The 18202-nt window shown below is 69.4% G+C and carries 16 protein-coding genes and 1 pseudogene; 12 read left to right on the top strand and 5 right to left on the bottom strand.

Annotated elements, in window-relative coordinates:
- Positions 1 to 54 precede the first annotated feature (54 nt).
- The 4 genes from ACZ3I4_RS11345 to tkt all read right to left on the bottom strand — a co-directional run bounded on the left by ACZ3I4_RS11345 (position 55) and on the right by tkt (position 5955).
- Positions 55 to 1068, bottom strand: coding sequence for a glucose-6-phosphate dehydrogenase assembly protein OpcA (locus ACZ3I4_RS11345; protein ID WP_465381768.1), 1014 nt, complete (start codon positions 1066 to 1068; stop codon positions 55 to 57).
- Positions 1065 to 2582: a glucose-6-phosphate dehydrogenase gene (zwf, locus tag ACZ3I4_RS11340; protein ID WP_465381767.1), complete on the bottom strand. Its 1518-nt coding sequence runs from the start codon at positions 2580 to 2582 to the stop codon at positions 1065 to 1067. Before zwf ends, ACZ3I4_RS11345 begins: the two co-directional genes overlap by 4 nt.
- Positions 2583 to 2674: 92 nt before the next feature.
- Positions 2675 to 3811 (bottom strand): transaldolase, encoded by a 1137-nt coding sequence (gene tal / locus ACZ3I4_RS11335; protein ID WP_465381766.1) that lies wholly within the window; start codon positions 3809 to 3811, stop codon positions 2675 to 2677.
- 11 nt (positions 3812 to 3822) lie between these two features.
- A complete protein-coding gene (gene tkt, locus ACZ3I4_RS11330; protein ID WP_465381765.1) occupies positions 3823 to 5955 on the bottom strand; it encodes a transketolase in 2133 nt (710 codons plus the stop codon).
- 264 nt (positions 5956 to 6219) lie between these two features.
- Between tkt and ACZ3I4_RS11325 the strand changes: the two genes are divergently transcribed.
- The 3 genes from ACZ3I4_RS11325 (at position 6220) to ACZ3I4_RS11315 (ending at position 8967) form a co-directional block, all read left to right on the top strand.
- Positions 6220 to 7185 carry a heme o synthase gene (locus ACZ3I4_RS11325; protein ID WP_465381851.1) on the top strand — a complete coding sequence of 322 codons (966 nt, stop codon included), beginning with the start codon at positions 6220 to 6222 and terminating at the stop codon, positions 7183 to 7185.
- A 581-nt stretch (positions 7186 to 7766) separates the two neighbouring features.
- A complete protein-coding gene (locus ACZ3I4_RS11320) occupies positions 7767 to 8060 on the top strand; it encodes a hypothetical protein (protein WP_436654614.1) in 294 nt (97 codons plus the stop codon).
- A 1-nt stretch (position 8061) separates the two neighbouring features.
- Positions 8062 to 8967, top strand: a complete 906-nt coding sequence (locus ACZ3I4_RS11315) for an ATP-grasp domain-containing protein (RefSeq protein WP_465381764.1) — start codon at positions 8062 to 8064, stop codon at positions 8965 to 8967.
- Between the two features lie 1012 nt (positions 8968 to 9979).
- Here ACZ3I4_RS11315 and ACZ3I4_RS11310 read toward each other — a convergent pair.
- On the bottom strand, positions 9980 to 10924 hold the full coding sequence (locus ACZ3I4_RS11310; RefSeq protein WP_465381763.1) for a COX15/CtaA family protein: 945 nt from the start codon (positions 10922 to 10924) through the stop codon (positions 9980 to 9982).
- A 149-nt stretch (positions 10925 to 11073) separates the two neighbouring features.
- On the opposite strand from ACZ3I4_RS11310, the gene ACZ3I4_RS11305 reads away from it, so the two are divergent.
- From ACZ3I4_RS11305 to ACZ3I4_RS11265, 9 genes and pseudogenes are all read left to right on the top strand, one after another.
- Positions 11074 to 11745: a helix-turn-helix transcriptional regulator gene (locus ACZ3I4_RS11305; RefSeq protein ID WP_465381850.1), complete on the top strand. Its 672-nt coding sequence runs from the start codon at positions 11074 to 11076 to the stop codon at positions 11743 to 11745.
- The gene (gene sufB / locus ACZ3I4_RS11300; protein WP_465381762.1) at positions 11742 to 13163 is read left to right on the top strand and encodes a Fe-S cluster assembly protein SufB; all 1422 of its coding nucleotides are present in this window, start codon (positions 11742 to 11744) and stop codon (positions 13161 to 13163) included. The genes ACZ3I4_RS11305 and sufB overlap by 4 nt, the downstream gene beginning before the upstream one ends.
- Positions 13164 to 13166: 3 nt before the next feature.
- The gene (gene sufD / locus ACZ3I4_RS11295) at positions 13167 to 14297 is read left to right on the top strand and encodes a Fe-S cluster assembly protein SufD (protein WP_465381761.1); all 1131 of its coding nucleotides are present in this window, start codon (positions 13167 to 13169) and stop codon (positions 14295 to 14297) included.
- The gene (locus ACZ3I4_RS11290; RefSeq protein WP_465381760.1) at positions 14294 to 14626 is read left to right on the top strand and encodes a Rieske (2Fe-2S) protein; all 333 of its coding nucleotides are present in this window, start codon (positions 14294 to 14296) and stop codon (positions 14624 to 14626) included. Before sufD ends, ACZ3I4_RS11290 begins: the two co-directional genes overlap by 4 nt.
- Positions 14623 to 15384, top strand: coding sequence for a Fe-S cluster assembly ATPase SufC (gene sufC / locus ACZ3I4_RS11285; RefSeq protein WP_465381759.1), 762 nt, complete (start codon positions 14623 to 14625; stop codon positions 15382 to 15384). The genes ACZ3I4_RS11290 and sufC overlap by 4 nt, the downstream gene beginning before the upstream one ends.
- Before the next feature lie 14 nt (positions 15385 to 15398).
- On the top strand, positions 15399 to 16628 hold the full coding sequence (locus ACZ3I4_RS11280) for a cysteine desulfurase (RefSeq protein WP_465381758.1): 1230 nt from the start codon (positions 15399 to 15401) through the stop codon (positions 16626 to 16628).
- A complete protein-coding gene (gene sufU, locus ACZ3I4_RS11275; protein WP_465381757.1) occupies positions 16625 to 17086 on the top strand; it encodes a Fe-S cluster assembly sulfur transfer protein SufU in 462 nt (153 codons plus the stop codon). Before ACZ3I4_RS11280 ends, sufU begins: the two co-directional genes overlap by 4 nt.
- A gap of 17 nt (positions 17087 to 17103) precedes the next feature.
- Positions 17104 to 17427: pseudogene (locus ACZ3I4_RS11270) on the top strand (metal-sulfur cluster assembly factor); the annotation flags it as partial.
- A 29-nt stretch (positions 17428 to 17456) separates the two neighbouring features.
- Complete coding sequence (locus tag ACZ3I4_RS11265) at positions 17457 to 18200, top strand: maleylpyruvate isomerase family mycothiol-dependent enzyme (RefSeq protein ID WP_465381756.1); 744 nt, start codon at positions 17457 to 17459, stop codon at positions 18198 to 18200.
- Positions 18201 to 18202: the final 2 nt, after the last annotated feature.

Here is an 18202-nt window from a genome sequence, read left to right as displayed (position 1 = left end):
ACGGCGTCGGGCCGCCCACCTGGTCGGCGGACGGCCCCTCGATCTTGACGCGGTTTATGCGGCCGTGCCGCCCGGGCCCGCCATCGCGCCCTCCTCGTCGGCCTTGGCCGCCAGCGCCGGGTCCTTCCACACGTGCACGCGCATGGCGGGCTTGTGGTCGAGACCGGACACGCCCGCCATCGCGCCGAGCGCGTCGGCGTAGATCTGGTCGGCGTCGAGGCGGCGCAGTTCCTCGGCCAGCTCGTCACCGACCGGCCGCTTGGGCAGCGGCATGTAACGGTCCTCCTGGCCGGTGCGGCTGAACAGCGCGGTGTTCTCCTCGCGGGTCACCGTCACCGTGTCGCCGTTGGCGCAGAGCAGCTGCACCGAGTGCATCCGCGGGGCCCGGTCGGCCGCCTGCAGCTCGGGCACGATGCCCAGCCGCGACTGCAGCCAGCCCTTCATCAACCAGGCGGTCGGGTCCTTGCTCGGCGCCACGATGGTCGCGCCGACGACGCGCTCATCGGTGGTGTCGAAGGCCCCGGCGACCAGGGTGCGCCACAGCGTGATGCGGGTCCAGGTGAGGTCGGTGTCGCCGGGCGCGTAGTCGGCCGCCCGCTGCCGCAGCGCGGCCACCGGGTCGGGCGCCTGCGCGCAGTCGGTGATCCGGCGGTCGGCGACCACACCGAGGAAGTCGTTGGCGATCGTGTCCGGCGGCTCCTGGTGCCACCAGCTGACCACCGGGACGTCGGGCGCCAGCAGCGGCATGACCACCGACTCGGCGTGCAGCGCGAGCCGGCCGTACATGCGCATCACGACCGCCTCGGCCGGACCCAGCCGGCCACCGACGACGATCTCGGCGTCCAGCCGGCTGCGACCCTCCAGGTCGGAGCGGACCACGATGAGCAGCCGGCACGGGTGCGCGGCGGCCGCGATCGTGGCCGCCGCCTCGGCCTCGCGGACCTTCTTCTCCTCGACCACCGAGACCAGGGTCAGGGCGAGTCCGGAGGCCACGCCGCCCGCGCTGCGCCGCTCGGCCGCCAGCGCCTTGACCACCTCGTTGCCGGTGGTGTCCCACAACCCGATCATGCTCGCCTCCACGCACGGCCCTCGCGGGCCAGCATCTCGTCCGAAGCGCGCGGGCCCCACTCGCCGGCCCGGTAGGGCTCGGGCTTGGTGCCCGCCCACGCGGCCTCCAGCGGGTCGATGACCTGCCAGCTCTGCTCGATCTCGGCGGCGTCCGGGAACAGGGTCCGGTCGCCGACCAGAACGTCCAGGACCAGGCGCTCGTACGCCTCCGGGCTGGACTCGGTGAACGCCTCGCCGTACTGGAAGTCCATCGCGATGTCGCGGACCTCCATCGTGGTGCCGGGCACCTTGGAGCCGTACTTGAGGACCACGCCCTCGTCCGGCTGCACGCGGATGACCAGCTGGTTATGGCCCAGCATCTCCACGTCGGCCGGGTCGAACGGCAGGTGCGGCGCCTTCTTGAACAGGATCGCGATCTCGGTCACCCGGCGCGGCATGCGCTTGCCGACGCGTACGTAGAACGGCACTTCGGCCCAGCGCCGGTTCTGGATCCCGAGGCGGACCGCGGCGTACGTCTCCGTGGTGGAGTCGGCCGGGATGTTCTTCTCCTCGAGATAGCCCACCGCGCGCTCGCCGGCGACCCAGCCCGGCAGGTACTGCCCGCGGACCGAGCCCTTGGCGATGTCCTTCGGGATGGCGATCGCCTTGAGGACCTTGAGCTTCTCGGCCCGTACGTCGTCGGGGTCGAAGCTCGTCGGCTCCTCCATGGCCACCAGGGCCAGCAGCTGCAGCAGGTGGTTCTGCAGCACGTCGCGGGCGGCGCCGGACGCGTCGTAGAACGCGGCGCGGGTGCCGATGCCGACGTCCTCGGCCATCGTGATCTGCACCGAGTCGACGTACTTGGAGTTCCACACCGGCTCGAACAGGCTGTTCGCGAAGCGCAGGGCCAGAATGTTCTGGACCGTCTCCTTGCCCAGGTAGTGGTCGATCCGATAGACGTCGCCGGGCGTGAACACCTCGTCGACCAGCTGGTTCAGCGAGATGGCGGTCTGCAGGTCGTTGCCGAACGGCTTCTCGACCACGACCCGGCGCCAGCCGCCCGACTTGGCGTTGTCGGCCATTCCCGTACGGGCGAGCTGGTTGAGCACCAGCGGGAACGCGGCGGGCGGGATGGAGAAGTAGAAGGCGGCGTTGCCCGGGATGCCGTTGCGTTCGCGCAGGTCGTCGAGCGTCTCGGCCAGGTGGTCGAACGCGGCGTCGTCGTCGAACGAGCCCGGAACGAACTGGAACTGGCTGGCCAGACGCTGCCAGACGTCCTCGCGCCACGGGGTCCGGGCGCCCTTCTTCGCCGCCTCGTACGCCAGCGACTCGAAGTCGCCGTCGCCCCAGTCGCGGCGGGCGAAGCCCAGAACCACGAAACCGGGCGGCAGCAGACCTCGGTTGGCCAGGTCGTAGACGGCCGGGATGAGCTTCTTTCGGGACAGGTCACCGGTGACTCCGAAGATCACCAGAGCGCACGGCTCCGGGATCCGGGGAAGCCTGCGGTCCTGTGCGGTACGCAGCGGATTGCCCACGTGGTCCATCCTGCCAGTTTTCGGTGTCGAGCAAGTGTCTTAGCAGGGACAAGGCGAAGGGGACTCGCGTCGGCGAGTCCCCTTCGTCGTGATCAGGCCGCGTCGCTCGGGCTGCCGGAACCCTTGGCCGCTGCCTTGAGCGACTTGTCGACGCCCTCGAGCAGCTCCTTCCAGCTGGCCTCGAACTTGTCGACGCCCTCGTCCTCGAGAACCTTGAACACGTCGGCGAGGTCGACGCCGACCGTGCCGAGGTCGGCGAAGACCTTGCGGGCCGAGTCGTACGAGCTGGTCACCGCGTCGGCGCGGGTCTCACCGTGGTCGGCGAACGCGTGGATCACCGATTCCGGCATGGTGTTGACCGTGCCCGGAGCGACCAGCTCCTCGACGTAGATGGTGTCCTTGTACTCCGGGTTCTTGGTGGAGGTGGACGCCCACAGCGGACGCTGCGGCTGGGCGCCGGCGTCCTTCAGGGCCTTCCACCGGTCGGTCCCGAAGACTTCCTCGTACGCCTCATAGGCGAGCTGGGCGTTGGCGATGGCCGCCTTGCCCTTGAGAGCCTTGGCCTCGTCGCTGCCGATCTTGTCGAGGCGCTTGTCGATCTCGCTGTCCACGCGGGAGACGAAGAACGACGCCACCGAGCCGATCTTGGACAGGTCGTGGCCGTTGGCCTTGGCCTGCTCGATGCCGTCGAGGAAGGCGTCCATGACCTGGCGGTAGCGCTCGTTCGAGAAGATCAGCGTCACGTTCACGCTGATGCCCGCGGCCAGGACCTGGGTGATCGCCGGCAGGCCCGCGAGGGTGGCCGGGATCTTGATGTAGAGGTTTTCGCGGTCGACGAGCCACCAGAGCGTCTTGGCCTCGGCCACGGTGCTCTCGGTCTCGTGCGCCTTGCGCGGGTCGACCTCGATGGACACCCGGCCGTCGAGGCCGTTGGAGGCGTCGTAGGCCGGGCGCTCGACGTCGCACGCGTCGCGGACGTCGCGGCCGGTCATCAGGCGGACGGCCTCCTCGACCGTGACGCCCTGAGCGGCGAGGTCCTTCAGCTGCTCGTCGTACGCGTCGGCGTCGGAGAGCGCCTTCTGGAAGATGCTCGGGTTGGTCGTCACGCCGACCACGTGCTGCTCGTCCAGGAGCTTCTTGAGCGAACCGGTCGTCAGCCGGGGGCGGGAGAGGTCGTCGAGCCAGACCGCTACACCAGCGGCCGAAAGCTCAGCAAGCCTGTCGGTCATTGTGCTTCCCCTCAGTTACCGGTCGTGTGACCGGTGATCTCGCCGACCTTGGCCAGGGCGGCGTTGGCCTTTGCCACCACGTTGTCCGCGGTGAATCCGAACTGCTCGAAGAGGATCTTGGCGGGCGCGCTGGCGCCGTAGTGCTCGATGCTGACCGGCTCGCCGGCCTCACCGAGGATGCGGTCCCAGCTCTGCCGGATGCCGGCCTCGACCGTCACCCGGGCCTTGACGCCACGCGGAAGAACCTGCTGCTGGTACGCGGTGTCCTGCTCGTAGAACCACTCGAGGCACGGCATCGATACCACGCGGGTCGGCGTGCCCTCGGCCTCGAGGCGCTCCTGCGCGGCCAGGCAGATCGACACCTCGGAGCCGGTGCCGATGAGGATCACCTTGGGCTCGTTGCCGGACGCCTCGGACAGGATGTAGCCGCCCTTGAGCGTGCCCTCGGCCGACGCGTACTTGCTGCGGTCGATCGTCGGCAGGTTCTGCCGGGACAGGGCCAGGCCGGTCGGGCGGTCCTGGTGCTCGAGGGCGCCACGCCAGGCGTACGCCGTCTCGTTGGCGTCGGCCGGGCGCACCACGTCGAGACCGACGATGGCCCGCAGCGCGGACAGGGTCTCGATCGGCTGGTGGGTCGGGCCGTCCTCGCCGAGACCGATCGAGTCGTGCGTCCACACGTAGACGACCGGCAGCTTCATCAGCGCGGACAGGCGGACGGCGCCGCGCATGTAGTCACTGAAGACCAGGAACGTTCCACCGTACGGGCGGGTCCGGCCGTGCGCGGTGATGCCGTTGAGCACCGAGCCCATGCCGTGCTCGCGGATGCCGAAGTGCAGCGTGCGGCCGTACTCGTTGCCGGGGAAGGCCTTGGTCGCGTACTCGGCCGGGATGAAGGACGGCTCGCCCTTCATCGTGGTGTTGTTGCTCTCGGCCAGGTCGGCCGAGCCGCCCCACAGCTCGGGCAGCACCGGGGCCAGCGCCTCGAGGATCTTGCCGGAGGCGGCGCGGGTGGCCAGGCCCTTGGGGTCGGCCGGGAACTCGGGGAGCGACTTCTCCCAGCCCTCGGGCAGCGTGTGCGCCGAGAGCCGGTCGAACAGCGCCTTGCGCTCCGGGTTGGCCTTGGCCCACGTCCCGAACTTCGTGTCCCACTCGGCGTGCGCCGCCTTGCCGCGCTCGACCACCTGGCGGGCGTGGGTCAGGACGTCCTCGGCGACCTCGAACGACTTGTTCGGGTCGAAGCCCAGGATCTCCTTGGTCGCGGCCACTTCCTCGGCGCCCAGCGCGGAGCCGTGGATCTTGCCGGTGTTCTGCTTGTTGGGCGCGGGCCAGCCGATGATGGTGCGCAGCACGATGAAGGAGGGCTTGTCGGTGACCTTGTTGGCCTCGACGATCGCCCGGTGCAGCGCCTCGACGTCCTCGTTGTAGTCGCTGCCCTTGGACGGGTCGCCCTGGCGCCAGTCGACATGCTGCACGTGCCAGCCGTACGCCGCGTAGCGCGCGCCGACGTCCTCGTTCTTGGCGATCCGGGTGTCGTCCTCGATGGAGATCTCGTTGTCGTCGTAGATCAGCGTGAGGTTGCCGAGCTTCTGCACGCCGGCGATGGCGCTCGACTCGTGGCTGACGCCCTCTTCGATGTCGCCGTCCGAGCACAGTACGTACACGTTGTGGTCGAACAGAGAGTCACCGGTCTTGGGCTCGGGATCGAACAGGCCACGCTCGCGTCGGGCGGCCATCGCCATGCCCACCGCGTTGCCGATGCCCTGGCCGAGCGGGCCGGTGGTGACCTCGACGCCGGGGGTGTGGCCGTACTCCGGGTGACCCGGGGTCAGCGAGTCCCACTGACGCAGCGAGGCCAGGTCGTCCAGTGCCAGGCCGAAGCCGTTGAGATAGAGCTGAATGTAGAGGGTGAGGCTGGAGTGCCCACAGGAGAGCACGAAGCGGTCGCGACCGGCCCAGAGAGGATCGGTCGGGTCATGCCTCATGACCCGGTTGAACAGCAGGTAGGCGGCGGGCGCGAGGCTCATCGCCGTGCCGGGGTGGCCGTTGCCGGACTTCTCGACGGCATCCATGGCCAGGACCCGGACAGTGTCCACCGCTTTGCGGTCTAGGTCGGACCAATTGAGAGCAGGATCTGTGGCAGCCACGTCGCTTGTGCTCCTCGGGGCATGGTTTCGGTAGAACCTCTTTTGAGGTTGACCCTATCCACTTGCCTTAAACCCGCGCCCGGGGAACGCCCGAGGCCCATACGCTGAGAGCGGACACGCGACGTGTGACGCCGTGCACCCGATGTGGGCCGCCGGAGCAGCGCAGATGGCTGAGCGTAGGCTGTCCGAGCGTGCCGCCGGCTGGGCGCCGGTCATGGTCGTGAAATGGCGAGTGCCGATGCCGGAAGGTGGCAGTCCGTGAGCATGATCACCGAGCGTTCCGCCGAGGGGCGGGCGCCCGGCGTTCCTGAGGAGGCCGCGACGGCGGCTGTCCCCGAGACGCGTCGCGATCCTCTAACCCTGCTCCGCGCCTATCTGGCGCTGACCAAGCCGCAGATCGTCGAGCTCCTGCTGGTGACGACGGTGCCGGCCATGATGGTCGCCGCGGGCGGGTGGCCTGACCTGCGCACACTCGCCGTGGTGCTGATCGGCGGGGCGATGGCGGGCGGGGCGGCGAGCGCGCTCAACTGCTACATCGACCGCGACATCGACCAGGTCATGCGGCGCACCAAGCGACGGCCGCTGCCGGCCAACACGGTCACCCCGCGCTCGGTTCTCATCTTCGGCCTGACCCTCGCGGTGATCTCCGTCGCGCTGATGGCCGTCTTCACCAACTGGCTGGCCACCGCCATGACGGCCGGGGCGATCTTCTACTACGACGTCATCTACACGCTCTGGCTCAAGCGCCGCACCCCCGCCAACACGTTCTGGGGCGGCATCTGCGGATCGGCCCCCGTGATCATCGGCTGGGCCGCCGTGACCGGCAGCGTGGCCCCGCTGGGATGGGCGCTTTTTGCCGTTGTCTTCTTTTGGCAGATGCCGCACTTCTATGCGCTCGCCATCAAGTACAAGGACGACTACGCGCGGGCCGGCGTGCCGATGCTGCCGGTCGTCCGCTCGGTGGGCCGGGTCAACTTCGAGATCGTGCTCTTCACCGTGCTCACCGTGGCGTCCTCGATCGCGGCCTGGGCCCTCGGGCGCGACCTCGGGCTGGGGCTGATCTATCTGGCCGCCGCCATCGTCACCGGCGTGGCCTTCCTGGCTGAGGCGCTGCTGCTGGTCAAGCGGACCCGGGCGGGGGAGCCGGCCAAGCCGATGCGGCTGTTCCACTGGTCCATCACCTACCTGACGATCCTGTTCATCGCGGTCGCGGTGGACGCCCTGATCTGAGCCCGCTTCCCGCTCTTCTACGGCTTGCGCGCCCGCCCGCTCACGCGGTGCCGGGCGCGTCGCCGTTTCCGGCCTCGTAATCCCGGCCGTCGTGGGCGGCGTCCCGGCTGTCCTGAGCGCGTCCCCGCCGTCCCGGCCGTCCCGGGCGGTGACCCGGCCGCGGTCGGCGGGCGACCCGGCTAGCGGCCGGGGCCTGCGTGGGCCGGGGGCCTGCGTGGGCCGCGGCTGCTGTCTTCGGCCGAGCCGGTCTCGTTGTGCGCCTCGTGCGGCTTTGTGCCAAGATTCGCGTCTTCTGCACCGGCGCCGGCCGTCCCGGCGCCGCGCCGCGGTGAACCGTTCGCGCCCTCTGGTCGGTACATCCCGGCATCGCCCGAGGGTTACGGGTGTCGCACAAGGTGACCGGAAATGCCCGTTTACTGATTACTGTGCGTCACTCTTTAGATGGAAACCCGTTGATGTGGACAATTCGGGTAAATCGCTCAATACCAATGTGTCCAACGGTTAAACCCGCAGGTAATCCGTCTCACAAATGGCCCACGAAGGTTCTTGTCTCCGGCTTCGGGATGCTTACTCTTCCCTTCATGGCTCAAGGTTCCGATACGACACTGACCGCGGGGATCAAGTCCTTCGCCGCCGGCCACGGGGGCGCCAAGGCGGTCATCGAGTACGTCGGCAAGCGTGGTGCCCGCATTGTGCTCGTCGGCCAGGACGGCGAGTGGTCCGACCAGTTCGCCGACGACACCATGGTCGCCCGCAAGGCTTGTGAGAACGCCGGCGTCGAGGTGGAGAACGAGTGGGAGCGCGAGCTCATGGAGCAGATGCGCCCCAGCAACGACCTATGGCGCTCGATGTCGCGCCGGAGCATGGCCCGCTGAGTTGACCCCACGTCCCCAGGCGACCCGGGAGAACTCCCGGGTCGCTCTCGTCACCTGCGACCTCTTCCCGGACCTCTGGGAGGACGACCACCCGCTGCGCGACGCCCTGCGCGAGCGCGGCATCGAGGTGGACGCCGTCCGCTGGGACGACGACACGGCCGACTGGTCCTCGTACGACCTCGCAGTGATCCGCTCACCGTGGGACTACGTGCCCCGCCGCGATCAATTCATAACCTGGGCGCACAGCGTTCCCCAGTTGCTCAACCCGGCCGACGTGCTCGAGTGGAACACCGACAAGCGCTACCTGGACGAACTCGCGCAGGCCGGCCTGCCGGTCACCCCGACCGCGTTCGTGGCCCCCGGCCAGACCTGGACCCCGCCCGCCGCGGGCGAGTGGGTCGTCAAGCCCACGGTCAGCGCGGGCAGCCAGGACACCGGCCGCTACGAGCTGCCCGAGCAACTCGCCCTGGCCGAGGCCCACGTGGCCCGCCTGACCACCGCCGGTCGCACCGCGATGGTGCAGCCCTACTTGTCCGCGGTCGACGAACTCGGCGAGACAGCCCTGATCTTCCTGCCCGACGCCACCGGCACGCTGACGTTCAGCCACGCGATCCGCAAGGGCCCGATGCTCACGGGCCCCGACGAGGGCACAATCGACCCCGGCAGCGAGCAGATCGACCCCCGTACGCCGACAGTGGCCGAACGCGCCACGGCCGACCGCGTGCTCGAACACATCCCTGGCGGCACGAAGCGCCTGCTCTACGCCCGCGTCGACCTGATCCCGGGCCCCGACGGCGACCCGCTGCTGGTCGAGCTCGAGCTGGCCGAGCCCAGCCTGTTCCTGCTCGAGGGCGAGAGCGCAGGAGCCGCCCTCCGCCTGGCCGAAGCGATCACGAACCGCCTCTGACGCCCGCGGGCCCGCTTCAGAACATCGGCCCGCGTCAGAGCAGCCCGCGTCAGAGCACTGGCCCGCGTCGAAGCACTGGCCCGCGTCGAAGCACTGGCCCGCATCAGAGCACCGGGCCATTCCAAAGCGCCGGCCCGCCGCAGAGCACCAGCCCGATCGTGGGGCGCCCGGCGGCGGGGGTGGTGGCCGGAGAGAGTGGAGCCACCACCCCCGCGCCTGATGGCGACGGCCGCGCAGGGACACCGGGTTACGGCCGCCGGCCTCGTAGAGCTGCTCCTTAGGCTCACCTTCCTTCTTGTGCGTCCTTCATGGGGAACCCGGCGCGGACCGTGGCGGAGATCGCGCGGCCGGGCGACATGGGCGCGTGGCCTCGACGCCACGGACGCGCGCCGGGTGGGCGGGTGGCGCCCGCCGAGCCGTTCGGTGATTGCCGGGTGCCTTCGGCTCGAGGCGGGACGCCACCCGGTCGGCAGGGCTCGCGGGAGCCGATCCGGTTGACGGGTTCTCGGATCGGCAGCCCTGCCGAGTCTCAGCGGCCGGGCACCATCGGCCCGGTCTCAGGTGCCGAGCACCATCGGCCGGGTCTCAGGGGCCGGGCGTCCTCGGCGAGCCCCGCGCTCGTGGAGGCCGCAGACCGCGCACCGGTGGCTGGCCCGGCACGAGGGACGGAACTGCTATTCGCCGCGCCGGCCCGAAGCTGTCGAACGCCGACCGGCTCCGGGGACTGTGGAGGCTTGCGTCCTGAGTGGGCTCTGCGGTGCTTGGGGCTTCTGTGTGGCATGGGGAAAGCGTGCCGAAACGAGCCGATCAACGACGGCACAATGTGGCGGCCTGTGGATAACACGCGGTTGTCCACAGGCGGCGTTTGCGGCGCCCCAGGTCACAGCGTTTCGTCGGTCCGCGAGATGCCCGTTGAGCCGGCCGGCATCACGGGCCGGGGAAGGCAAAGTGACGTGGACAGCCGGCCACGGGTTGGTCCTTGTCGACCACCGGGTAGCGGCGGCCGGAGGGGTCAGCGCGGAGCCGGGATCGGCTCTTCCGCCGCGGTGGGGGAGAGGACGGCCGGCTCCGCCGGGGGCTCGACCGGCTCCAGCGGGCGCGAGCGGAGCGACCACAGGACGGCGAGGGTCGCGGTCCAGACCAGGGCCGAGCCGAGCATGTGGGCGCCGACCAGCAGGACCGGCAGGTGGGTGAAGTACTGGACGAAGCCGATCAGGCCCTGGGCCAGCTCGACCCCGAGCAGCACCATCGCCGCCCGTACGGTGGCCTGCGGAGCCTTGACGGCGCGCATGGCGAAGATCAGGGCCAGCGTCAGGCCGACCAGCAGGAACACCACGTCGGCGTGGGCCTGGGAGACCGTGGCCGGGTCGAGGCCGTTGCGCTTGGCGTCCCGGTCGCCGGCGTGCGGGCCGCTGCCGGTCACGACCACGCCCAGGGCGATCACCGCGGCGCTCACCGTGGTCAGAATCCACACCAGGTGGTGGATCGGGCGCGGCACCAGCGGGACCGGCGGTCCGTCGCCCTCGGCGCTGCGCCGCCACAACGCGTACGCGAAAGCAATGATCACGATGGAGACCAGGAAGTGCAGGCCGACCACCCACGGGTTGAGGTGGGTCCGCACCGTGATGCCGCCGATCACGGCCTGCAGCGGGATGTAGAGCAGCACCGCGATGCTCAGCATGACCCGGGCCCGGCGGCGGGGGCGTTCCAGCAGCGCCGCGATCACGCAGGCCACGGCGATGAAGCCGAGCGCGAAGGTCAGGAGCCGGTTGCCGAATTCGATGACGCCGTGCACGCCCATCTCGGCGGTCGTCGTATAGGACGCGTCGGTGCACCGGGGCCAGGTCGGGCAGCCCAGGCCGGAGCCGGTCAGACGGACCGCCGCACCGGTGACGACCAGCGCAACGTTGGCGACCAGGGACGCCAGGGCCAGCGGACGCAACGGCAAGAACCTCACCTCCGGCATCGTACGCAGGCAATTGATCGTGATTTTGACCGCTCCCGCAACCCGGTGGCGTGGATCACCGGGGGGTCGGTTTGCAGGGCTCGGAGGAAATACGTAACGTTGGAGTAGTGAAAAACGAGGTGCTGATCCGGACCGGGGCGATGGCTGCTGCCAGCGCGTCGGACGGCCGCACCCGTGACCGGGTCGCCCAGCTGCTGCTGGAGCGGGGTTCGGCCACCGCGGCCGAGCTCGGCGCCTGCCTGGGTCTGAGCCCGGCGGCCATCCGCAAGCACCTCGACGCGATGCTGGCCGAGAGCCTGGTCGAGGCGCGCGAGGTGCGCAAGTCCGGTCCCCGCGGTCGCGGGCGCCCGGCCAAGACGTTCGTGCTCACCGCCGCCGCGCGCGAATCGTTCCCGCACTTCTACGACGGCATCGCCACGGCCGCGCTGCGCTGGATCGCCCAGCATCACGGTCCCGACGGGGTCACCGCCTTCGCCTCGGCCCAGGTGGTGGCGCTCGAGGAGCGCTGCCGGCTGGCGCTCGAGGAGGCCGGCGACGACCCGATCGCCCGGGCGGAGGCGCTCGCCGAAGCGCTGACCGCCGAGGGCTACGCTGCCAACGCGTCGACGATCGCGTCCGGCGGGCAGCTGTGCCAGCACCACTGCCCGGTGGCGCACGTGGCCGCCGAGTTCCCTCAGCTGTGTGACGCCGAGACCGAGGTCATCTCCCGGCTCATCGGCACGCACGTCCAGCGTCTCGCCACCATCGCGCACGGCGATGGAGTGTGCACCACGCACATTCCTGCAATCCCACGGGTAAGGACAGACATATGACTGACCAGATCACTACTCAGGAAGAGCATCTCGCCGCCCTGGGCAAGTACGAGTACGGCTGGGCCGACGCCGACGTCGCGGGCTCCGCGGCTCAGCGCGGTCTGTCCGAGGCCGTGGTGCGCGACATCTCCGCCAAGAAGAGCGAGCCCGAGTGGATGCTCAACCTCCGGCTGAAGGGTCTGCGGCTGTTCGACCGCAAGCCGATGCCGTCGTGGGGCGCCGACCTCACCGGGATCGACTTCCAGAACATCAAGTACTTCGTGCGCTCGACCGAGAAGCAGGCCACGAGCTGGGAAGAGCTTCCCGAGGACATCAAGGCGACGTACGACAAGCTGGGCATCCCCGAGGCCGAGAAGCAGCGCCTCGTGGCCGGCGTGGCCGCGCAGTACGAGTCCGAGGTCGTCTACCACGCGATCCGTGAGGACCTCGAGGAGCAGGGCGTCCTGTTCCTCGACACCGACACGGCTCTCAAGGAGCACCCGGAGATCTTCCAGGAGTACTTCGGCACCGTCATCCCGGTCGGCGACAACAAGTTCGCCGCGCTGAACACCTCGGTGTGGTCGGGTGGCTCGTTCATCTACGTGCCCAAGAACGTCAAGGTCGACATCCCGCTGCAGGCCTACTTCCGGATCAACACGGAGAACATGGGCCAGTTCGAGCGGACGCTGATCATCGCCGACGAGGGCAGCTACGTGCACTACGTCGAGGGCTGCACGGCGCCGATCTACTCGTCCGACTCGCTGCACTCCGCGGTCGTCGAGATCATCGTCAAGAAGAACGCCCGCGTGCGCTACACGACCATCCAGAACTGGTCGAACAACGTCTACAACCTTGTCACCAAGCGCGCCACCTGCGAAGAGGGCGCGACCATGGAGTGGATCGACGGCAACATCGGCTCCAAGGTGACGATGAAGTACCCGGCCGTCTACATGACCGGCCCGCACGCCAAGGGCGAGGTGCTCTCGATCGCCATGGCCGGCGAGGGTCAGCACCAGGACTCGGGCGCCAAGATGGTGCACGCCGCGCCGCACACCTCCTCGACGATCGTCTCGAAGTCGATCGCCCGGGGCGGCGGCCGCACCTCGTACCGCGGTCTCGTGCAGGTGCTGGAGGGCTCGTCGTCCTCCAAGAGCACGGTCAAGTGCGACGCACTCCTGGTCGACACCATCTCCCGGTCGGACACCTACCCTTACGTCGACATCCGTGAGGACGACGTGTCGATGGGGCACGAGGCGACCGTCTCCAAGGTCAGTGAGGACCAGCTCTTCTACCTGATGAGCCGCGGTCTCACCGAGGACGAGGCGATGGCGATGATCGTGCGCGGCTTCATCGAGCCGATCGCCAAGGAGCTGCCGATGGAGTACGCCCTCGAACTGAACCGTCTCATTGAGCTCCAGATGGAAGGCGCGGTCGGCTAACCCATGACCACGGAAACAACGATTGCCCCGCCCAGCACCAAGTCGCAGGTGCTGCGGTCGTTCGACGTCACCGAGTTCCCGGCCGTCAACGGCCTGGAGGAGGAGTGGCGTTTCACCCCGATCAAGCGGCTGCGCGAGCTGGTCACCGCCACGGCGCTGACCGGCACCGCGCCGCAGCTCGAGACGGGTGACCTGCCCGCCGGCGTCAGCGTGACCAGCGGGGCGACGGCCGAGCCGGTGCTGACGCCGTTCGACCGGATCAGCGCCCTGGCTCACGGCTCGGCCGCCGGCGTCACCTTGATCGAGGTGGCGCCCGAGACCGAGCCCGAGCAGGCCGTCGTCATCCGCCTGGTCGGCAAGGGCGGCGAGGCCGCGGCGGCCCGTACGTTCGTCAAGATCGGCGCGTTCGCCAAGGTCACGCTCGTGCTCGAGCAGACCGGCACCACCACGCTGGCCGACAACATCGAGGTCGTGGTGGGCGACAGCGCCCAGCTGACGTTCGTGACGATCGCCGACTGGGACGCGGACGCCGTGCAGGCGCAGCACGTCAAGATTCGTCTCGGCCGGGACGCCCGGGCCAGCCACGTGCAGGTGGCGCTGGGCGGCGACCTGGTCCGTCAGTTCACCTCGGTCGAATACACCGGCCGGGGTGGCGACGCCGAGCTGTGGGGCCTCTACTTCGCCGACGCCGGCCAGCACTTCGAGCACCGCCAGCTGGTCGACCACTCGGTGCCGGACTGCCGCAGCTACGTCGGTTACCGGGGCGCCCTGCAGGGTGCGTCCGCGCAGACCGTCTGGGTCGGCGACGTGCTGATCCGGGCGACGGCGACGGGCACCGAGACGTACGAGATCAACCGCAACCTGATCCTGACCGACGGCGCCGTGGCCCACTCGGTGCCCAACCTCGAGATCGAGACCGGCGAGATCGTCGGGGCCGGGCACGCCAGTGCGACCGGCCGGTTCGACGACGAGCAGCTGTTCTATCTGATGGCGCGGGGCATCCCCGAGGCCGAGGCGCGCAAGCTCGTGGTCCGCGGCTTCTTCGCCGAGCTGATCAACAAGATCCCGGTCCAGGAGATCCGTGACCGGCTCGGCGAGGCCATCGAGGCGCGTCTGGCGGAGTATTCATCGTGACCTTCGAGCTTGTCGGCCCGGCTGCGGACGTGGCCAAGGGCACCGCGATCTCGGTCGAGCTCGAGGGCGTCGACATCGCGGTGGTGCATGCCGACGACGACAACTTCTACGCCGTACGCGATGAGTGCTCCCACGCCGCGGTCCCGCTCTCCGAGGGAGAGGTCGAGGGGTGCATGCTCGAGTGCTGGCTGCACGGCTCCCGGTTCGACCTGCGCACCGGGGAGCCGAGCGGTCCGCCCGCGTTCTCCCCGGTAGCGATCTTCCCCGTCGAGATCCGCGACGGCGACATCTATGTTTCGACGACCCCGAGTAATGGAGTAAAGCCGTGAGCACCCTGGAGATCCGCGACCTGCAGGTGTCGGTGAAGTTGCCCGAGGGCGACCTGAAGCCGATCCTGGCCGGGGTCGACCTGACCGTGAAGTCGGGCGAGACCCACGCCATCATGGGTCCGAACGGCTCGGGCAAGTCGACGCTGGCCTACTCCATCGCGGGCCACCCGAAGTACGAGATCACCGGCGGTTCGGTGACGCTGGACGGCGACAACGTCCTCGACATGACGGTCGACGAGCGGGCCCGCGCCGGTCTGTTCCTGGCCATGCAGTACCCGGTCGAGGTACCCGGCGTCTCGGTGGCCAACTTCCTGCGTACGGCGAAGACCGCGATCGACGGCGAGGCCCCCAAGCTTCGTACGTGGGCGGGCGAGCTGCGTACGGCCATGGAGAAGCTCCAGATGGACCCGGCGTTCGCCCAGCGCAACGTGAACGAGGGCTTCTCCGGCGGTGAGAAGAAGCGTCACGAGATCATGCAGCTCGAGCTGCTCAAGCCGAAGATGGCGATCCTCGACGAGACCGACTCGGGCCTCGACATCGACGCGCTGCGGGTCGTGAGCGAGGGCGTCAACCGGGTGCGCGAGACCGGCGACACCGGCCTGCTGCTGATCACCCACTACACCCGCATCCTGCGTTACATCAAGCCGGACTTCGTGCACGTCTTCGTGGCCGGCAAGATCGTCCAGGAGGGCGGCTCCGAGCTCGCCGAGCAGCTCGAGGCCGAGGGCTACGAGCGCTACGTCGGCACGCGGGTCTGACAGGGGACTGAACAATGACGTTCGACGTGGCCCAGGTCCGAGCCGACTTCCCGATCCTCTCGCGGGAGGTCAACGGCCACCCGCTGGTGTATCTGGACAGCGCCAACACCTCGCAGAAACCGGCGCAGGTGATCAAGGCGATGCGTCTGCACAACGAGCGGCACAACGGCAACGTGTCCCGTTCGGTGCACACGCTCGGCACCGAGGCCACGTCGGCGTACGAGGAGGCCCGCGGCAAGATCGCGGCCTTCGTCGGCGCGGCGACGCCCGACGAGATCGTCTTCACCAAGAACTCGACCGAGGCGATCAACCTGGTCGCGCACTCGCTCGGGCAGCACCTGGCGCTCAAGCCGGGCGACGAGATCGTGATCTCCGAGATGGAGCATCACTCCAACATCGTCCCTTGGCAGCTGCTGTGTGAGCGGACGGGCGCCACGCTGCGCTGGTTCGGGGTCACCGACGAGGGCCGGCTCGACACGTCCTCGATGAATGAGCTGATCAACGAACGTACGAAGATCGTGTCGGTCGTGCACATGTCGAACGTGCTGGGCACGATCAACGACGTGGCGCCGATCGTGGCCCGGGCGCACGAGACCGGCGCGCTGGTCCTGCTCGACTGCTCGCAGTCGGTGCCCCACCTGCCGGTCGACGTGCAGGCGCTCGGGGCGGACTTCATCGCGTTCACCGGCCACAAGATGCTCGGCCCGACCGGCATCGGCGTGCTCTGGGGCCGGTACGACCTGCTGGCCGCCATGCCGCCGTTCCTGGCCGGCGGTTCGATGATCGAGACGGTCACGATGAACGGCACGACGTACGCCGCGCCGCCGGCCCGGTTCGAGGCGGGCACACCCCCGATCGCCGAGGCGGTCGGGCTCGGTGCGGCGGTCGACTACCTGAACGCGCTGGGCATGGAGGCCATCCACCAGCACGAACAGGACATCACCGCGTACGCCCTCAAGACCCTGGCCGACGTGCCCGGGGTGCGCATCTTCGGACCGGCCACCCCGGAAGGCCGCGGCGGCACGCTGTCGTTCGCCGTCGACGGGGTGCACCCGCACGACGTGGGTCAGGTCCTCGACGCGCTCGGTGTCGAGGTGCGGGTCGGGCACCACTGCGCCAAGCCGACCTGCGTACGCTTCGGCGTGCCGGCGATGACCCGCGCGTCGTTCTATCTCTACACGACCACGGACGAGATCGACACGCTCGCCCGCGGACTCGATCACGTCCGGAAGGTGTTCGGATGATGTTGGACGGGCTCTACCAGGAGATCATCCTGGACCACTACAAGCATCCGCACGGGCGTGGGCTGCGCGACCCGTTCGACGGCGAGGCGCACCACGTCAATCCGACCTGCGGTGACGAGATCACGGTCCGGGTGGCTGCTTCGGACGGCACGTTTTCCGAGATCTCGTACGACGGGCTGGGGTGCTCGATCAGCCAGGCGTCCGCCTCGGTGCTGCACGAGCTGCTCCAGGGGCGTACGGCCTCGGAGGCGTCCGGAATTCAGGACGCGTTCGTGGCGCTGATGCAGGGGCGCGGCCAGGTCGAGCCGGACGAGGACGTGCTCGGCGACGGGATCGCGTTCGCCGGGGTGGCCAAGTTCCCGGCCCGGGTGAAGTGCGCGCTGCTGCCGTGGATGGCGTTCAAGGACGCGGCGGCTCGTGCTGGTGTTGACGTTTCTTCCTCTGGAGTGAAGGCATGACTGACTCGGCCGTTTCCAAGGCCTCTATCGACGACATCGAAGAGGCGATGAAGGACGTCGTCGACCCCGAGCTGGGGATCAACGTCGTCGACCTCGGTCTCGTCTACGGCGCCCACGTCGACGACGAGAACGTGGCCACCCTCGACATGACGCTGACCTCGGCGGCCTGCCCGCTGACCGACGTCATCGAGGACCAGACGCGTACGGCGCTGACCACCGGCCCGGGCGGCGGCCTGGTGAAGGACTTCCGGATCAACTGGGTGTGGCTGCCGCCGTGGGGCCCCGACAAGATCACCGACGACGGCCGGGAGCAGTTGCGGGCTCTGGGCTTCAACGTCTGATTGTCGGACCCTGCTGCTAGACAGAGGGCATGGATTACTCCGGCTTCCTCACCCTGATCGATGAGCGGTCGGCGGCGCTGCGTGACGCAGTCGCCGCCGCTGCTGTTTCCGACGCGCGGGTGCCCGGCTGCCCCGACTGGGATCTCGGCGATCTCGTGGCCCATCTGGGGGCGGTCCAGCGCTTCTGGGCCGTGGTGGTGAGCGCGGGTGATCCGGCCGGCCCGCCCTCAGCCGAGGCGCTGGGCGATCGGGAACCCCGCGGCGACCTGCTCGAGTGGTCCGCCGAGTCGACGTCGTTGCTGCTCGACGCCCTGCGATCGTCGGCGGCCGACACCCCCGCGTGGGCCTGGTGGGGCGCGTCGTCGGCGCCGCTGACCGTGGGAGCCATCGCGCGTCACCAGGTGCAGGAGGCTGCGGTTCACGCCCGCGACGCGCAAGAGACGATCGGCCGGGCTGAGCCCCTGCCGGCCGCGGTCGCCGTCGACGGAGTGGCCGAGTTTCTGCGGGCCGGGGTGGGGTCGCTGGGGGCGTGGCCGCATCGGCCGGCCCGGGTGGCTTTCGACGCCGTGGACGGCCCGACGCATGTTCTCGATCTGACGCCCTCCGGTGGTCAGCTCGACCCGGCCGCGGCCGGCGATCCGGTGACGACCGTGCGCGGCACCGCCAGCGATCTGGTGCTGGCGCTCTACGGGCGGATGCCGTTCGACGATCTGACCATCGAGGGCGACCGTGAGGTGCTGACCCAGTTGCGGGAGTGGGCCAAAGCCGGCTGACG

Source organism: Actinoplanes sp. NPDC021490 (assembly GCF_055562135.1).
The sequence above is the reverse complement of the archived record's forward strand: the minus strand, read 5'-3'. Positions and strand labels throughout refer to the sequence as shown.

What these genes read in the sequence shown, in the direction of transcription:
- sufB (WP_465381762.1), top strand. Translation starts at nt 11,742, where the DNA reads ATGACTGACCAGATCACTACTCAGGAAGAGCATCTCGCCGCCCTGGGC.
- ACZ3I4_RS11345 (WP_465381768.1), bottom strand. Translation starts at nt 1,068, where the DNA reads ATGATCGGGTTGTGGGACACCACCGGCAACGAGGTGGTCAAGGCGCTG.
- ACZ3I4_RS11305 (WP_465381850.1), top strand. Translation starts at nt 11,074, where the DNA reads ATGGCTGCTGCCAGCGCGTCGGACGGCCGCACCCGTGACCGGGTCGCC.
- tal (WP_465381766.1), bottom strand. Translation starts at nt 3,811, where the DNA reads ATGACCGACAGGCTTGCTGAGCTTTCGGCCGCTGGTGTAGCGGTCTGG.
- sufD (WP_465381761.1), top strand. Translation starts at nt 13,167, where the DNA reads ATGACCACGGAAACAACGATTGCCCCGCCCAGCACCAAGTCGCAGGTG.
- ACZ3I4_RS11320 (WP_436654614.1), top strand. Translation starts at nt 7,767, where the DNA reads ATGGCTCAAGGTTCCGATACGACACTGACCGCGGGGATCAAGTCCTTC.
- ACZ3I4_RS11325 (WP_465381851.1), top strand. Translation starts at nt 6,220, where the DNA reads ATGATCACCGAGCGTTCCGCCGAGGGGCGGGCGCCCGGCGTTCCTGAG.
- ACZ3I4_RS11280 (WP_465381758.1), top strand. Translation starts at nt 15,399, where the DNA reads ATGACGTTCGACGTGGCCCAGGTCCGAGCCGACTTCCCGATCCTCTCG.
- sufU (WP_465381757.1), top strand. Translation starts at nt 16,625, where the DNA reads ATGATGTTGGACGGGCTCTACCAGGAGATCATCCTGGACCACTACAAG.
- ACZ3I4_RS11265 (WP_465381756.1), top strand. Translation starts at nt 17,457, where the DNA reads ATGGATTACTCCGGCTTCCTCACCCTGATCGATGAGCGGTCGGCGGCG.